General features: G+C 62.7%; 11 protein-coding genes. 5 read left to right on the plus strand and 6 right to left on the minus strand.

What is annotated here, in order from left to right; translation table 11 throughout:
- Positions 1 to 139 precede the first annotated feature (139 nt).
- Positions 140 to 1054, plus strand: a complete 915-nt coding sequence (locus PSH86_RS16350; RefSeq protein ID WP_116832483.1) for a GGDEF domain-containing protein — start codon at positions 140 to 142, stop codon at positions 1052 to 1054.
- A gap of 9 nt (positions 1055 to 1063) precedes the next feature.
- The gene (locus PSH86_RS16355) at positions 1064 to 2101 is read left to right on the plus strand and encodes an AraC family transcriptional regulator (RefSeq protein ID WP_163858544.1); all 1038 of its coding nucleotides are present in this window, start codon (positions 1064 to 1066) and stop codon (positions 2099 to 2101) included.
- Between the two features lie 3 nt (positions 2102 to 2104).
- Here PSH86_RS16355 and PSH86_RS16360 read toward each other — a convergent pair whose 3' ends face one another.
- The 4 genes from PSH86_RS16360 to PSH86_RS16375 all read right to left on the minus strand — a co-directional run bounded on the left by PSH86_RS16360 (position 2105) and on the right by PSH86_RS16375 (position 6736).
- Positions 2105 to 2545, minus strand: a complete 441-nt coding sequence (locus PSH86_RS16360; protein WP_109754156.1) for a CBS domain-containing protein — start codon at positions 2543 to 2545, stop codon at positions 2105 to 2107.
- Positions 2546 to 2595: 50 nt separating this feature from the next.
- Entirely contained in the window at positions 2596 to 2982 is a 387-nt protein-coding gene (gene nirD / locus PSH86_RS16365; RefSeq protein WP_109754157.1) for a nitrite reductase small subunit NirD, read from the minus strand.
- Entirely contained in the window at positions 2982 to 5543 is a 2562-nt protein-coding gene (gene nirB, locus PSH86_RS16370) for a nitrite reductase large subunit NirB (RefSeq protein ID WP_212800892.1), read from the minus strand. Before nirB ends, nirD begins: the two co-directional genes overlap by 1 nt.
- A 569-nt stretch (positions 5544 to 6112) precedes the next feature.
- On the minus strand, positions 6113 to 6736 hold the full coding sequence (locus tag PSH86_RS16375; protein ID WP_109754159.1) for a TetR/AcrR family transcriptional regulator: 624 nt from the start codon (positions 6734 to 6736) through the stop codon (positions 6113 to 6115).
- Positions 6737 to 6818: 82 nt separating this feature from the next.
- On the opposite strand from PSH86_RS16375, the gene PSH86_RS16380 reads away from it, so the two are divergent.
- Positions 6819 to 7448, plus strand: coding sequence for an NAD(P)H-dependent oxidoreductase (locus PSH86_RS16380; RefSeq protein ID WP_305483742.1), 630 nt, complete (start codon positions 6819 to 6821; stop codon positions 7446 to 7448).
- A gap of 2 nt (positions 7449 to 7450) precedes the next feature.
- Here PSH86_RS16380 and PSH86_RS16385 read toward each other — a convergent pair whose 3' ends face one another.
- On the minus strand, positions 7451 to 9013 hold the full coding sequence (locus PSH86_RS16385) for a murein L,D-transpeptidase (protein ID WP_109754161.1): 1563 nt from the start codon (positions 9011 to 9013) through the stop codon (positions 7451 to 7453).
- A gap of 162 nt (positions 9014 to 9175) precedes the next feature.
- Here PSH86_RS16385 and PSH86_RS16390 point away from each other — a divergent pair, with 162 nt between their 5' ends.
- On the plus strand, positions 9176 to 9859 hold the full coding sequence (locus tag PSH86_RS16390; protein WP_116834227.1) for a murein L,D-transpeptidase catalytic domain family protein: 684 nt from the start codon (positions 9176 to 9178) through the stop codon (positions 9857 to 9859).
- Between the two features lie 88 nt (positions 9860 to 9947).
- Positions 9948 to 10898 (plus strand): class I SAM-dependent methyltransferase, encoded by a 951-nt coding sequence (locus PSH86_RS16395; RefSeq protein ID WP_109754162.1) that lies wholly within the window; start codon positions 9948 to 9950, stop codon positions 10896 to 10898.
- Here PSH86_RS16395 and PSH86_RS16400 read toward each other — a convergent pair.
- The gene (locus PSH86_RS16400; RefSeq protein WP_305483743.1) at positions 10893 to 16001 is read right to left on the minus strand and encodes a dermonecrotic toxin domain-containing protein; all 5109 of its coding nucleotides are present in this window, start codon (positions 15999 to 16001) and stop codon (positions 10893 to 10895) included. The genes PSH86_RS16395 and PSH86_RS16400 overlap by 6 nt on opposite strands.
- Positions 16002 to 16056: the final 55 nt, after the last annotated feature.

A 16056-nucleotide genomic window follows, 5' to 3' on the forward strand; every position in this document is an offset into this window, starting at 1 on the left:
GTGGCGATGTTATGAATGAAAAGTTCAGACAACCGATGAGCTGATTCGACCTCCCCCATCCATTCAGCCACCGTCACCGCGCTGTCACATTCATCTGCTGTGCTGGGCCGCATTCCGCTTCTGGCAAAGGACTCCGGCCATGTTCTCCGTGCTCCGCCCGCACCGCCTCAAACTCGCCCTGCTCCTGCTGGCGGCCAACCTCGGGTTGATCCTGCATTTGGCCAGCGGCGAACTCAAACCCATCGCCGAATGGGTCTGGCTGGACATCCTCGGTGAAGGTGGCTCGGCGCTGCTGGCGCTGGTCTGGCTGGGGCTGGTGCTCAAAAGCCGGCCGGCCGGGCGGGTCACCAATTACCTGGTCCTGGGCCTGGGCTGCATCTTCTTTTCCTGGTGGATCGACAGCCTCGATGAATTCATCCGCCTGCCCGACAGCATCACCTGGGATCACTGGCTCGAATCCGGGCCCATGCCGGTGGGCATGATCCTGCTGACCCTCGGTATTTATCACTGGCACCGTGAACAATTGGCGATCAATGGGCAGATGGAGAAGCGCGAGCGTCTGTTCCGTGAGCACCGTTTGTTCGACAAACTCACGCCGTTGGGTGGCGCCGACTTTCTCAAGCACGAACTGTCCGCCAGCCTGGAAGACACACGCCGCCGTCAGCAACCGCTGTCGCTGCTGGCACTGGACCTGGACAACTTCACCGCCATCAACCAGCGTTTCGGCCACGGCGAAGGCGATGCGGTGCTCCAGGCCGTCAGCCAATTGCTGGTATTGAACCTGCGGCGCCAGGACTTGCTGTGCCGCCTGGCCGGCGATCGTTTCGTAGTGCTGCTGCCTGATACCGGCGAGAGCCAGGCCCGACGCCTGGCCCTGGAGCTGGAAATATCGGTGCGCAGCCTGGCCCACAAGACCCGGCAACACGGAGAACGCTTGCAACTGGTCGCCAGCACGGCGGTGGTGATGGCGTTCGACGAATCCGCCGACGCCTTGCTCAAACGCCTGAACCTGGCGCTGGCACAGTCCCGCACCACGTTGGCGAAAAGCGCCTGAGGCCGTGCCATGACACTCAAGACGTGCTGGTACGAAACCGACAGTCGCTTCATTCCGGGGCACTATCAACCTGCCGCGCTGATCGACCTGGCACTGTCGCGGGACATCGACAGCCATCGCCTGCTGCGCGGTACCGGGCTGTTCCACGACGATATCCTTGCCGGACAAAGCCGCATCAGCCCGCAGCAATTCCTCGGCCTGATCGACAACAGCCGGCGCCTGCTGGATGCCAGCGACAGCAGCTTCCTGTTCGGTCAGCGGCTGTTGCCGGGACATTACGGGCCCGCGAGCCACGCGTTACGCCACGCGCAGAATCTGCATCAGGCCCTGCAGACCCTGATCGACCAGCAGGCGCTGCTCAGTCCATTGGCCGCCCCACGGCTGCTGGTGGACGAGCACTATGCCTATGTCCATTGGCTGGACAGTTGTGGCGCCGATGAGCAATGGCGCTTCGTGCTGGAGGCGAGCATGACCTCGATGGTGGCGATGAGTGCCTGGCTCAGCGGCGAACGCTTGCCCTGGCAGTGCAGCTTTCGCCACAGCGAGCCGCGTTACGTCGAGCAATACTGGGTGCACCTGGGTGAGCACACCCAATTCGACCGCCCCCTGGACTTGATGCGCCTGCCCCGCCACTGCCTCGCCCAGCCCTGGCCCAACGTTTCGGCCACCGCCGGCCAGGTGGCGCGGATCGAAGCCCGCGACCAACTCGATCAACTGGGCTTTGTTTCCAGCTTTCTGGATTGCCTCTACGACTACCTGCACGTCCATGTACAGCAGACGCCAAGCCTGGAACAGACCGCCCAGGCCTTCGCCATGAGCCCGGCAACCCTCAAGCGCAAGCTGCACAAGCATCACACCGGTTTCCAGCAACAGGTGGACCGGGTACACACCCATGTGGCGTTGTATTTGTATCAGGTCAAGGGCTTCAGCAACGAGGAAGTGGCGCAGTACCTGCGCTTCAACGATACGGCGAACTTTCGTCGCTCGTTCAAGCGCTGGACCGGCAGCACGCCGAATCTGATCCGGCAATTGCTGATGTTGGGCTGAGGCTCAGTGGCCGCGAATGTAGTGTTCCAACTGTCGGATCAAGTCCGCCTGCTCGACAATCGCCTCTTTCACCAGGTCACCGATGGACAACAGGCCGATCAACTGCCCGTTATCCAGCACCGGCAGGTGGCGCAAGTGGCTGTCGGTCATGACTTCCATGCAACGGTCGATGCTCTGCTGGCTGTCGGCGGTGACCACCGGAGTGCTCATGATGGTGCGCACTGGCGTACCCACCGATGAACGCCCCTTGAGCACCATCTTGCGCGCATAGTCCCGCTCACTGAATACCCCCACCACCTGGCCGTCCTCGATCACCGGCAACGCGCCGACATTTTTCTCGGCCATGATTTGCAGCGCTTCGAGCACCGTCTGCTCGGGGGCGATGCTGTGGACCTGTCGGTTCTGCACACTCTTGAGTCTCACCAGTTGAGCAGCGGTTTTCATTGTTCATCCCCACATTTGACTGCAGTTTTCAACTCATCCAATGGCTCGGATCAGTCCTCGCCAATCTCCACCACATCGCCATTGAGCCGCACCGGCCATACCCGCAGGCGCTGCTCCGGGTACTCCAGGCAAGAGCCGTCTTCCAGGCGGAAATGCTGCTTGTACATCGGCGAGGCAATCACCAGGTCACCCTTGATGCTGCCCAACAAACCACGCCCGATGACATTCGCACCCGACTTGGGATCGCGGTTGTCGACAGCGTACAGCGGCTTGTCCTGATGCTCGGGCAGGTACAGCAATGCCACTTGGCTGCCGTCATGCCAGGCGACCACACCAGAGTTGGGTACCAGGTCGTCGCGGCTGCACAGGGCACGCCATTGCGACGGTTCCTGGGCGACATCGCGGACAGGAATACGAACAACGTTTGACTGGTTCATCAGAGCACCTCCTCGGTAACGGGAATCAGGTGAAGTTCGCCGGCGTGGACTGGCCGGCGCTGGCCGCGCTCCCGGACAAAATGAACATCCGGATCACCACGCCCGTCGTTGACGAAGGTGCGGAAACGCTTGAGTTTGTCCGGATCCTTGAGGGCATTGGCCCATTCGCATTCATAACGATCGACCACCAATTGCATCTGCGCTTCGAGCTCGGCGCCCAGGCCCAGGCTGTCGTTGATGATCACGTCCTTGAGGTAGTCCAGGCCGCCTTCCAGGCTTTCGCGCCAGACCGAGGTGCGTTGCAACTTGTCGGCGGTGCGGATGTAGAACATCAGGAAACGGTCGATGTAGCGGATCAGCGTGGCGTCATCCAGGTCAGTGGCGAACAGCTCGGCGTGACGCGGGCGCATGCCGCCGTTGCCGGCCACGTAGAGGTTCCAGCCCTTCTCGGTGGCGATCACGCCGACGTCCTTGCTCTGGGCCTCGGCGCACTCACGGGTGCAACCGGACACCGCGAACTTGAGTTTGTGCGGCGAGCGCAGGCCTTTGTAGCGATCCTCGATGGTCAGGGCCATTTGCACGCTGTCTTGTACGCCGTAGCGGCACCAGGTGCTGCCCACGCAGGATTTCACCGTTCGCGTGGATTTGCCGTAGGCATGGCCGGTTTCGAAACCGGCTTCGATCAGCTCGGCCCAGATATCCGGCAGCTGGTGCAACTGGGCACCGAACAGGTCGATGCGCTGGCCGCCGGTGATCTTGGTGTAGAGGTCGTATTTCTTGGCGACCACGCCGATGGCGATCAGTTTGTCGGCGGTGATTTCCCCACCGGCGATACGCGGTACCACCGAATAGGTGCCGTTTTTCTGCATGTTTGCCATGAACGTGTCGTTGGTGTCCTGCAACGGCACCAGGGACGGGTCCATGATCGGCTGGTTCCAGCACGACGCCAGGATCGAGCCCACCGCCGGTTTGCACAGATCGCAACCGGTGTGACCGCGACCGTGCTTGGCCAGCAGCTCTTCGAAACTGATGATGCCTTCCACCCGCACCAGGGCATACAACTCCTGGCGGGTGTAGGCGAAGTGTTCACACAGGCTCTTGTCGACGCTGACACCGCGGGCCGTCAATTCATGCTCGAACACTTGCTTGACCAAGGCCGCGCAACCACCACAACCGGTACCGGCCTTGGTGTCGCATTTGAGCTGGCCCAGATCGGTACAGCCACCATCGATGGCCGAGCAGATCGAGCCCTTGGTGACGTTGTGGCACGAGCAGATGGTCGCGGTTTCGGGCAAAGCCGCCGGGCCCAGGGTCGGGGCGCCTTCGGACGATGGCAGGATCAGGCTGGCGGCGTCCTTGGGCAAGGCGATGCCGTTCTGCATGTATTGCAGCAAGGTGTCGTAATAGCTGTTGTCGCCCACCAACACTGCGCCGATCACTCGTTTGCCGGCGGCGTCCACCACCAGGCGCCGGTAGCTGGCGCTGGTTTCGTCAATGAACTGGAAGCTGCGCGAACCCGGCGTGTTGCCATGGGCATCGCCGATGGAGCCAACATCCACGCCAAGCAACTTGAGCTTGGTCGACATGTCGGCGCCAGTGAAGGCTTCAGCGCTTTCGCCGCACAGCCGGGCCGCGACATTACGGGCCATCTGGTAGCCCGGGGCGACGAGGCCGAAAATACTGCCGTTCCAGGCCGCGCATTCACCGATGGCGTAGATGTGCGGGTCGCTGCTTTGGCAATGATCGTCGATGACCACGCCACCGCGCGGGCCGATCTGCAAGTCGCTCTGGCGGGCCAAGGCATCCTGGGCACGGATGCCGGCGGAAAACACGATGAGGTCGGTTTCCAGGAAATCGTCGTCGCCGAAGTTCATCCGATAACGGTACTGCTCACCGGCAGTGATCGACTGGGTGCCCTTGGAAAGGTGCACGCCGACGCCCAGGCTTTCAATGCGCGCCTTGAGGGCCAGACCGCCCTGGGTGTCCAACTGCACCGGCATCAGCCGTGGGGCGAATTCCACCACATGGGCTTCCAGGCCGAGGGTCTTGAGGGCGTTGGCCGCTTCCAGGCCCAGCAGGCCACCACCGACCACCACGCCACGGCGAGCATTGCTGGCGGCGGCACGGATCGCGTCCAAGTCCTCCAGGGTGCGATAGACCAGGCACGAATCGCCTTCGGCGCCTTCAATCGGTGGCACGAACGGATAGGAACCGGTGGCGAGCACCAGCTTGTCGTAGTGAATGCGATCATGGGCGGTCACTACCTGATGCGCGTCACGGTCGATTTCCAGTACGGGTACGCCCAAGTGCAGGGTGACGCCAGGCGTCTGGTACAACGACGCCTCGCCAAGGGCCAGGGACTCGGCGTCGCGCCCCGAGAAATACTCGGACAGATGCACGCGGTCGTAGGCCCGCATCGGCTCTTCGCTGAACACATGCACGCGGTAATGATTAAGGGCACCGCGCTCGATCAGTTGCTCGACGCAGTGATGGCCGACCATGCCATTGCCGATCACGATCAGCGTTTGCAGCTTGTTCAGAGAAGCAACGTTGGAGTTCATAAAAAGCACCCGACAAAAGCCCATCACGATTTTGAAAGCAAAAAAAAAGACGCCTGAAACCTTGCGGTTCCAGGCGTCTTTGCCTGTTCTGTGCGGTAGCGGTCCGGCGACTGCGCCCTGACCTACCGTTGTTCCTCCGGCCTGCTGGCATTCGATCTTCGTTGACCGACGGAGCTGCCCACTCGACTGGGTTCGCGGTGGGCCTGGATAGCCTCTTGCAGCGAGCGTGCCAAACTTCGCCCAGCCCCTACTCATGGCAGCGCGTTCACCGCTGTCCCCCCTGTGGGAGCGGGCTTGCCCGCGAAGACGCCAGTTCTAACACCACAAGCCGACCGGCGCCCGCCCCCCTTTCCCAAGCACCACCCACTGCCTTGCGATGGTGCGATCACCCTGCCTGCGGCTTCATAAAAGTGCAGTCGTTCGAACACCCCGACCAATCCTGAACCGAGGTGTTGACCGGGCTGCACTATCGCGAGCAAGCCCGCTCCCACCGTTAATTTTGGTGACCTCAGGATCCGCATGCATCCGGGATCCTCTGTGGGAGCAAGCCTGCTCGCGATAGCGGTGGGTCAACTTGAAGGGTTATCGGCGGTCCTGGCCACCATCGCCACGATACTGGCCAGCAGTTCTTCTTTTGCCTCGGCAGCGCTGATTTCCCCAGTCGCGGCGGCATTGGACAGTGCTTCCGCCGCCCCGAGCATCGCCCGCAAGCCGGCCTGGGTGATGCCTTTCGTGCCGGCGAACGGCTCCAGCACGGCGCGGCACTTGTCGAGGAAAATGCCCTCGTACTCGCGCTTGATACGCTCCAGTTCCGGCGAACTGGTCAGTGCTGCGATCACCCCGGGAATCTCTCGGCCTTGCAACAGCACGCACTCGACGTAGGAAGAAGCGATTACCGCCGCGCGGCTTTGCAGGGTGGCCTCGCTCGCGTCGAGGGCCGCATCCATCAATGCGGTCTGACGGGCGTCGAAATCCTGGTAAAGCGCCGCCAGCAACCCGGACCGGGTAATGAAATGGTCGTAGACAATGGGCTTGGTCACCCCCGCCTGGTCCGCCAGCCGGGCCAATGTCAGGGCATCGCTACCCTCCTCCCGCACCAGTCGCCAGGCGACATCGAGCAATTGTCGCTGGCGGTCATGCCGGGACAAACGGCGACGAGGTGAAGACTGCGGATGTTCTTCGGTACTTGACATGCTAACTTTACCAACCGTAACTTACTAAGCGTAACTTAAGCATACCGGTCTTCCAGACCTCGTGACCAGAAGGAGTTTCGCCATGCATGCACTCATCGTTGTGGCTCACCACGATCCGCGCTCCCTCACCCGCAGCCTGGCCGGGAAAATCGCCGAAGGCATCACCCGAGCCAACCCCGTCGATACGTTCGAGATCGCCGACCTGGCCGCCGAAGGCTTCGAACCGCGCTTCAGCTTTGCCGACCACGCCGTCCACCACCGCAAGGCCTTGCCGCCCGCGGATGTGCTGGCCGAACAAGCCAGAATCGACCGTGCCGACGCGCTGGTATTGGTCTACCCGATTTACTGGTGGTCCATGCCGGCATTGCTCAAGGGCTGGATCGACCGGGTGTTTTCCAACGGCTGGGCGTTCGATTTCAGCCTGGACAAGCCGTTTATCCAGAAGCTGCAGCACTTGCGGGTCCATCTGGTGGGCGTCGGTGGTGCCGATGCCGACAGCTTCCAGCGCCACGGCTACGGTGAGGCCATGACCACGCAGATCGACCATGGCATTTTCGGTTATTGCGGCGCCCGGGTGGTGAGTTCCCAGCTTCTGTTCGACTCGGAAACCGCCGATCCGCAGCAGCATCTGCAGGCCGCCGACGCTATCGGCCAGCGCTTGTTCGCCACGCTCGACGAAACCACCCACGCGCCCGCGACGGCGTGCGCCTGAGCTCAGAGCGCGCGACCACGGGCGGCAGACAGTGTCGCGTCACGCCCGTAGATATCCGGGACGTACACCGCCTGGCCCTGGCTGTCCGCTTGTGCCGTCCAGTAGCCCAGCAGGATCGGCACGGGCCGGGCCAGCCTGAATTCATGGGTCGCCTCGCTGGCCAGCAACGTGTCGGTGCGTGCCCGTTCGGCGGGGCTGACCAGCAGGTCGCGCAGGTGCATCACTTGCTCGATCCGCACGCAGCCTGAACTGAAAGCTCGCGGGCCCTTGCTGAACAACGCTTGGCTCGGTGTGTCATGCAGGTACACCGAGAACGGATTGGGAAAACGGATCGCCATTTTGCCCAACGGGTTCTTCGGACCAGGGTCCTGGCGCAACATGAGGTTGCCCGGGTGCTCCCAGTCGATGTCCTCCGCCAGCAACGGCAAGCCATCGCCATCGAGGATCCGCAGGTTGTGGCGGCTGAGAAACTCCGGATCTCGGCGGATCTCGGGCAGTTTGTCTTCACGCATGATGGTCGGCGGAATGGTCCAGGTCGGGTTGAGCGTCAGGCGGGTGACGTGGGATTTGAGCAACGGCGTCTGCCGTTGCGCACGACCCACCTGGGTGCGGGTTTGCCAGACCGGCGCGCCGCCCTGGTAGACCGTCAATTGCGCCGCGGCCACGTTGACCAGGACACTGTCGTTTTCCACGTCCTGGGCCAGCCAGCGCATGCGCTCCAGGTTGATGCGCAACTGCTCGCGGCGCATGGCCGGGCTGATGTTCAGCTCGGTGACGGTCCACGGTCCCACCACGCCATCGGCCTGCAACGAATGCTGGGCCTGGAAACTCTTCATCGCCTCCACCAGTATGGGGCTGTAGTGCTCGTCGCTCACCTGCGGCGGCGTACTCAGGTAACCCTCGTTGAACAGTCGTTGAGCGAGGGCAGGTACGCGGGCGTCCTGTTTGTCCGGTTGCAGCAACGGCCCGCCCGGCACCGCTTGCCATTCGGCTAAAGGTTGTTGCCGCAGTCGGGCATAGAGGCCGCGCAGGTTGCGGTAGAGGTCCAGGTTCGGCCGTGCCTGTTCAAAGGCATCGGCCAGATTCTGCCGGCCCAGCCCGGCGATCGCCAGCACCACGGCCGGGTGATCCTGTGGCGGTGGGTTGGCCTTCCACACCGGCTCCAGCCGGTCTTGAGGCAGGTAACCGAAACGCAGGTCATGCAAGGCTTGCAGATAGCGCTGGCTGATGGCGATGTCGGCGCAATGAGGACCTTGGGCTGTGCCCGCGACCGGCAGGTTATAGCGGGCCGGATCCAAGCCGTCATCGGCCAGTTGCTGCAACTGGACCTGCAACGCCCCCCGTCGTTCGTCGTCCGACCAGACTTCCTGGCCTGCGTTTTGCTGATAGAACGCCTGCAAGTCGAGCACCGTCGGAAAGCTGGCACCCGCCGCGACGTCCGGGCACGCGACCGCCAGTTGCGCCAGTGTGGTCTGCACGAGCGCCGGATCGCTGTCTTCGGCTGTCGCGACCAATGGCGCAGTGAGCAATAAAAGGCTCAGGTAACATGCGGACTTTTTGAACAACTGCTTTACTCCAATCCATGGCCGTCTCGTTGACGGTGAATTTTGCGACAGGTACGACCCGCCATCATGCAGACAAACGAAACCGGACGGGATGCCGCGAACGAACACCACGCTGGAAATGCTTCGCCTGTACAGGGCTTTTTGCGCCGACTTTGCCTGGTCATGCTGGGCCTGGGCGTCATTTGCAGCCCGGCGCTGGCGGAAAAAAAGGCAAAGCCGCAAACGCTTTATCACAGCCTCGCCCAGGCAGCGCCGGAACTCAATCCCCTGGCACTCAAAAGTGCCTTGAGCGCCATGCAGTGCGCGGTCGCCAATGGCGCCAGCCAGGCCCGCCACCTGGCGGTCATCGACTACTCGCAGCCCTCCACGGCCCGTCGCCTGTGGATCTTCGACCTGCGCCAGAAGAAGCTGGTCTTGCGTGACCTGGTGGCCCATGGGCAGAAATCCGGGGAAAACTTCGCCACGCAGTTTTCCAATCGCCTGGGCAGTTACCAATCCAGCCTGGGCCTGTTTCGCACCCAGGAAAGCTACCAGGGCACCCACGGCTATTCGCTGCGCATGGACGGCCTGGAACCGGGCTTCAATGACCTGGCCCGTGATCGGGCGATCGTGATCCATGCCGCCGACTACGTGAACCCGTTGTGGAGCGCGCGCCAGGGACGCATCGGACGCAGCCAGGGTTGCCCGGCCGTGCGCCCGCAGGTGGCACGCCAGGTGATCGACAAGCTCAAGGGCGGCCAGTTCATGTTTTCCTGGTACCCGGACCCGGGCTGGCTCAAGCGTTCGGCCTATCTCAATTGTCAGCCGCAACAGGTGGCGAGTATTCTGGCTACCAGTGGAGGTTGAAACAGGCAGTTGCTGCGCAACTGAACGGGAGCAAGCTCCCTCGCCACAGGTTAAAATGCCGGCCTTTCGAATCCCTGGCGTTGCCTGAATGAATTGCGTAGCCCTTCAAACCCTTCACGACCACTTGCTGACAGCCCTGGAATCAGTGCCCGAAGAAACCCGTCGCCTGTTCCATGGCCGCGGGCGCTGCTGGCAGGGCCTGGAACAGGTCACTGTCGACTGGTTGCAAGGGATAGTGCTGGTGTCGCTGTTCAAGGAACCGGACCCCACGCATCTGGACGATTTGAACGCAATGCTGCTGGCGCTCGCCACGTCGCCGGCCTGGCAGCACAGCAAGGCCCATACGCTAGCGATGCAGCACCGCTACCTGCCACAAAGCCTCACCCAATGGCTGGTGGGCCAGCCCATCGATGAATGGACCCTGACTGAAGGTGGCCTGCGCTACCGGATCGACCTGGGCAAAAAGCAGAACAACGGCCTGTTCCTCGACATGCGCTACGGCCGCGACTGGGTGCGGGTAAACGCCAAGGGCAAGCGCGTGTTGAACCTGTTCGCCTACACCTGCGGCTTTTCGGTGGCGGCCATCGCCGGCGGCGCCCGGCATGTGGTGAACCTGGACATGTCCCGCGCGGCCTTGAGTCGTGGCCGCGACAACCATCGCTTGAACGGCCATGACTTGAGCCAGGTGAGTTTCCTCGGCCACGACCTGTTCAAATCCTGGGGCAAGGTGATCAACAGCGGGCCCTACGACCTGGTGATCATCGACCCGCCAACCTTCCAGAAAGGCAGTTTCCTGTTGACCAAGGACTACCAGCGGGTCCTGCGCCGCCTGCCGGAACTGCTGGCCGCCGACGGCACGGTCCTGGCTTGCAGCAACGATCCGGCCACCGGCCCGGATTTCCTTATCGATGGGGTGATCCGCGAAGCGCCCGGGCTGGTGTTCGAAGCGCGCCTGGACAATCCGCCGGAATTTCCGGACATCGACCCCGAGTGTGGCCTGAAGGCGTTGATCTTCAAGGCCACGGCGCCTGGTTTATAGCGATCCCGGTGCCCACCACGCGCTGACCAGGTTCGTGGTGATCCTGCGCACCAGCGACTCGACCTCCCGGCTCTTGACCGAGCGGTAGATCGCCATGGTCCGCCGCAGTTGGTCTTCGGTGAGCATCACCGGCCGGCCTGCTGCCCAATCCACATCCGCCACGGCCTCGAGCCCCACGCGGCGCCAGACGATCCGGTCGCCTTGGGTGACGGATTCCAGTGGGCTGGGTAGCTGGGCGTCCGGCTGCACCAGATTGTCCAGCATCACTTGCGGCCAACGGGACGGACTCACCGGTGCGCTGAAGGCGTCCACCAGGTCGTCATCCAGCCTTTCCCAGAAAGCCAGTCCTTCGGACCACTCCCGGGACATCAACCCCAGATACGGTCGCCAGGTCATTTCTCCCACTCGCGGGGTTTGGTCATTGCTGTTGAAGGTGTCCTGGGCATCGCTGAGCCAGTCGATGAACGCCTCCCGGGTCAGGTACGCCTGGCGCTGCACCAGGTCGGGGTAGCGCTCCGTCAGGGTATGGTTCCAATAGGCGTAATGCTCGGCCATGAAACTGGCATAAGGCACGCCTTGTCGAGCGAGACGAGCGCGCATCACCGATTCGAACAACGAAAAGTGCATCTCCAGCTCAGCAAGGTCTGGCGTGTGCCGGTCCAGGATGCGCGCTTGCAGGCGCGTGCGCAGTTGCCGTAATTGCTGGTCGAAATCGCCCACCAGCATCGGGAGTGGGTCGTGAGTGTTCTGGTAGCCGATGTAGTGTTGCAAGACGGCGGCCGCCCGCCGGCGATCACCGAAAGACAACCCGACAGGCGTCTGGGCATCGGTGTTGCGGATGCCGGCGGAGAACCAGTCGATGAAATTCCGCATCCCGGGATCGTCGCGGGCGACTTCCAGCGCTCTCTGCAGGTTCGGTGAAATATAGAGCCAGTCATCGACGGTGTACTGGAAAGACTCGGGAAATATGGCGCGAAGGGCCTGGATCTGAACACTGGATAATGGATTGTCATCAAGCCATATGTCCGGTGAGTCCCGATCTGGCAAGCTGTTGAGCAAGGGAAGCAAGTCATCCTGGATATTGGTGATGCGGTTGCCTCGAAGATCGAGGACGAATCCATCGGACGAATGCCTGGAGAGCACCGCCAATGCCAATGCGGGCACCCGATCGAGTCCGGTCCTGGCCAGTTCCAGCTCGGACAGGTTCGTAAGCTCCGGCAAGTCGGGCAGGTCCCTGCAGCTGTTTTCGCTCAGGCGCAGGTCTTCCAAACGCGTCGCGGTACGCAGAAACGCACTGCCCTCCTCATCCAGGCGCAGGCCACAGCGCGACAGCTCCAGCGCTCGCAAATCCGGCAACCGGGTCAGCGCCTGCAACTGCTCGGGCGTGAAATGCAGGTTATCGGCCCATACCACTTCCCGCAGTTCCGGCAGCGCGGCCAGGCTGTCAATGGCAGCGATCACCTGCGCACTGGTTCCCGTCTCCGGGCCGCTACTGATCCCTGACAGACCCAGGGTCCATATACGGCTAGCGGGTTCAACTCCGGTCAACGGCGTGAAGACATTCTCGTTCAGATGGAGCGGATTGCTGTCCATTGACAGTTCCACTAGAAAACGTAACTCGCCTGCCGCCACCGGGATCGTGGTGAGCTGATTGCCCGTCAGGTGCAACGTGTCGATGTTGGGGAACAGCCTCAGGAAGTCCGACGGGTCCTCGCTAAGGGCCATATGGCTCAGCACCAACGAGCGGATATGCTCGAAACGCGCGCTGATGGGGGGCAACCGGCCCACGTCGAAAGACCTCAGGCGCAGTGCCAGTTCGCTGCCCTCCTGTCCCGGATCAGGTGTACGCTGCCAGGCACGGCGCAGTTCCCTGGCGATGGCATGGCGTTGCCCAACCAGGGTCTCACGGTCGTGCTGCTGTTCGTTGGGATGGTGGAAACCTTCATGGTCCACCCACTGGCGCAGTCCATCGTCCAACGTGGTCCATTCGTTTTCCAACTGGCCGACCAACTCGCCCAGGCTGATGCCTTGGCGCTCGGCCTGTTCGGTCAGGCTCGCCCGTAGCTGTGCGAGACTTTGCCCTCCATGGCTGGGATAGAGCCGCTCGAGACGCTGCTCCAGGCTGCCGCGCCAGACTTGCAGCGGTAGCCTGCCACGACCGCTGAGGGGATACACCAAGTGCCCGTTCAACCATTGCGGCCGAGATCCGACGCTGCCCTGGCGCCTCATCGACAGATAGGGGCGCAGGCCTTGCCGATCATCCAGGGCCTGTGCAAGTAATTGGGTCCGAAGCTTATCCGCCTCCCAGATATTCAGGCCCAGCGCCTGGCGCGCGTCGTCCGACAATGCCCTCAGCAGCGCGTCCTCCAGGCTCATGGCCCCTGCCAGTTCTTCGCCGGTTTCGTCAAAGGGGCGATATTTTTCGCCTTCCTGGCGAATGGTTTTCAAGGGGCCATCCTTCCCCAGCGTTATCGGGTCGTGCAGCTCGCGCAGCCAAAGACGCAGATGCACGCGGCCTTGCAACCGGGACGCATTGCCCAGCAGGCCGATGACGATGCGGTCACGATCCACGGTGCTTTCGCCGCGCTCCAGGGCACGCAGGGCACGAGTCAGGCGCAGCTCGCGCAAGGCTTCGGCACACTGTTTGCCCAGGTTCTCGCTCACCTTGCCTTCGAGCAAACGCAACCGATCATGACCTGAAATCTCGTGGACCAGCTCGTTGGCGATGGATTCGGTCAGACTCGGAAAAGTCCGGGTCACCGCAACGGCCAAGGGATCGCGCCCGATGTGACGAGCCATGGCCGCGCTCACCCGCGTGGCATTGCGCTCCAGGTACCCGGCCCAGCGTCCGGCCAACAAGCGACTGCGCTCCAACGGGAGCAGGCCGAAACTGCGTTGCCCGAGCAGCACACTCTGCTCGTCCATGCTCAAGTTTCCCAGGATGCGGGCCGCCCAGGCGTCGTGCTCCAGGTCCGTTTTGCTCAACAACAAGAAGCGCGTGTCGGCGATGTCACCCACCGGGTAGAGCCTCACGCCATCGTGGTAGCGCAACGTCAAGCCTTCGGGCCATCCCGGTAGATCGACGAGGGTCTGAGCGATGCGAAAATGCGTGCCCCCCGGCGCTTCGCCCCGGCGCAGGCGTCCAATGGCCTGCCGCAGCCCTTGCCAGTTCCGCGCCTCATCCAAGGCATCGGCCAATATCGCCGGCATCGGTTGGCCCTCGACTTGCAGGTAGCGCAGGTGCGCCTCGCTGATGCCAACCTGCCGTTGCAAGGCCAGGAGCGCGTTGTCGTTCAGCTCGGCGGGCGTCTCGGCAAAGGCACGCAACAACGCCAGGCTATCTCGCTGCAACGGATTGCGATGGGCCCACTGCCAGCCGCGGGCACGGCTCCACTCCAGCGGCGGCCTCACACCTCGGTGCCCGGCCGGCAGGCGCAGGTTCAAAGCGTCCTTGGTGCCCTGCACTTCGAAATAGCGGTCCTCGATACGCACCCACGCCTCGTCTGTCGTGCGCCAGACACCCCAGGCGTCCTGCTCGGCCTCCACGGGGGGCAAGCGTTGCGCTTCGAAGGCACTGATGTCGCCATTCCACAGGCGCGTAGTGCCGTCACTCACCGGCATGGGTTCAATGGCCCCACCGACGAATCCCAGGTAAGCGCCTTGAGCGACCCCGAACAGCACGTTGAAGATATGCTCGATCCCTTCTTGCGCGTGGCCTTCATTGAATGCCTGGATGCCTTCGAAGATTTCGTACACCAGGCGCACGCCACCGACCGCCGCGGCGGTCATGCCGATAGGCGCGCAAAACGGGAAGAAGGTCGCGGCGACCATCAGCGAACGCTCGATAAGACTCTCCCAATAGTCGATGCGAGCCAGCAGCGCGCGCCAGTCCTGGTCCCGCGTCGGGACCATCAGCGCCGAGGCGTTGGCCAGGGCGTGGCCGCGCCACTCGTGATAGCAGGCGTGCCAATGGTCCTCACGCAGGTCCTTCAGGCCCCAGGCCACCTTGGGCGTGGGTATCCGGATGCGCCGGTGGCTGCCATCCTCGCCCCGCTCACCCTCGCGCCAACCGGTGATGCGCGCATAAATTTCCTGGAAGAGATTGAGGTTGTCCGTCACCGTCCATTCCACTTGATCGTGCAGCGCCGTGCCCAGGCTGGTCTGCAGACGCAACGGGAGGTAATGCATCAGGCCCTGGCGATAGCGGCGTTTGCGCACCCGTTCGGTGAGCTCCGCCGACAGCGCCTGCAGGCTTGGGAACTGCTTGAGCGGCGCCACGGTGTCATGGGGCATGTGCAAGACGATCGGGCGAACGCCATGGACGTCGCCCTTCAGCCCCCAGTACACCCGCACACCGAACAAGGGCGCCGAGAGCAACTCCAGCACCTTGACCTCGCAGGCAAGGGAAGCGACGGGCCGCTCTTCAAGATGAACGCCCACGTGGGCCAGCAAGCGTTCACCGGTTTCATCCAGGCGCCCATCCAGCCTGGCTTCGTAGGCGTCATAGGCGAGCTGGCTGCGTGCGTACGCCATGTAGGCCTTTGCAATCGCGGGCACCTCATTGGCAATACGAGGCATCTTGTGTTCGAGCAACTGTCGATAGGCTCCGCCCACATCCATGCGGCGACAGAGGCTGGCGAAACTGGCCGGGGTCGTGGCCAGTGTCGCGGTGTCCGACGAGGCGTCCCCTAGAGAGAACTCCCCTCGCTGGCCCTGGATGAAAAGTTCGCCCTTGTTATCGAAATCGCTGCCGACAACCGCGTCGGCGGGAGGGTAATTGCGCATGGCCGCCTCGATCACCGACAGCGAGGGGTCGGTGATGAAGGAACTTCGCCTGACCTTGGCCCGGCGTACCGCATCCGCCACAGTGACGGTGCCAATCACCTGGTTCCAATCCTGTACTTGCGGCTGGGTCTTGAGCCGATCGAGGGTGAACGCATAGGGCCCCGGCAGGTCGGTGAGCAGTGCATTGAGCGCATCACTGTCGCGCTGCAATTGCCGGCTGAGCACTTTGAAACGTCTCTGCTGGGCCCGTGTGGCCCGCTTCAACCAGACGGGCAACCTGGCCTGGATAAAATCGATGTGGGTATCTTGAGTGGACATGCTGGACCTCCTTCCTTGGGGTCGTTTGTTCGTTCGAGCGCTAACGCACCTTGAG

This window comes from Pseudomonas sp. FP2300, assembly GCF_030687595.1.
Lineage (GTDB): Bacteria > Pseudomonadota > Gammaproteobacteria > Pseudomonadales > Pseudomonadaceae > Aquipseudomonas > Aquipseudomonas bijieensis.

Coding starts and splice junctions, on each gene's coding strand:
- PSH86_RS16350 (WP_116832483.1), top strand. CDS start 140: ATGTTCTCCGTGCTCCGCCCGCACCGCCTCAAACTCGCCCTGCTCCTG.
- PSH86_RS16355 (WP_163858544.1), top strand. CDS start 1,064: ATGACACTCAAGACGTGCTGGTACGAAACCGACAGTCGCTTCATTCCG.
- PSH86_RS16360 (WP_109754156.1), bottom strand. CDS start 2,545: ATGAAAACCGCTGCTCAACTGGTGAGACTCAAGAGTGTGCAGAACCGA.
- nirD (WP_109754157.1), bottom strand. CDS start 2,982: ATGAACCAGTCAAACGTTGTTCGTATTCCTGTCCGCGATGTCGCCCAG.
- nirB (WP_212800892.1), bottom strand. CDS start 5,543: ATGAACTCCAACGTTGCTTCTCTGAACAAGCTGCAAACGCTGATCGTG.
- PSH86_RS16375 (WP_109754159.1), bottom strand. CDS start 6,736: ATGTCAAGTACCGAAGAACATCCGCAGTCTTCACCTCGTCGCCGTTTG.
- PSH86_RS16380 (WP_305483742.1), top strand. CDS start 6,819: ATGCATGCACTCATCGTTGTGGCTCACCACGATCCGCGCTCCCTCACC.
- PSH86_RS16390 (WP_116834227.1), top strand. CDS start 9,176: ATGCTGGGCCTGGGCGTCATTTGCAGCCCGGCGCTGGCGGAAAAAAAG.
- PSH86_RS16395 (WP_109754162.1), top strand. CDS start 9,948: ATGAATTGCGTAGCCCTTCAAACCCTTCACGACCACTTGCTGACAGCC.
- PSH86_RS16400 (WP_305483743.1), bottom strand. CDS start 16,001: ATGTCCACTCAAGATACCCACATCGATTTTATCCAGGCCAGGTTGCCC.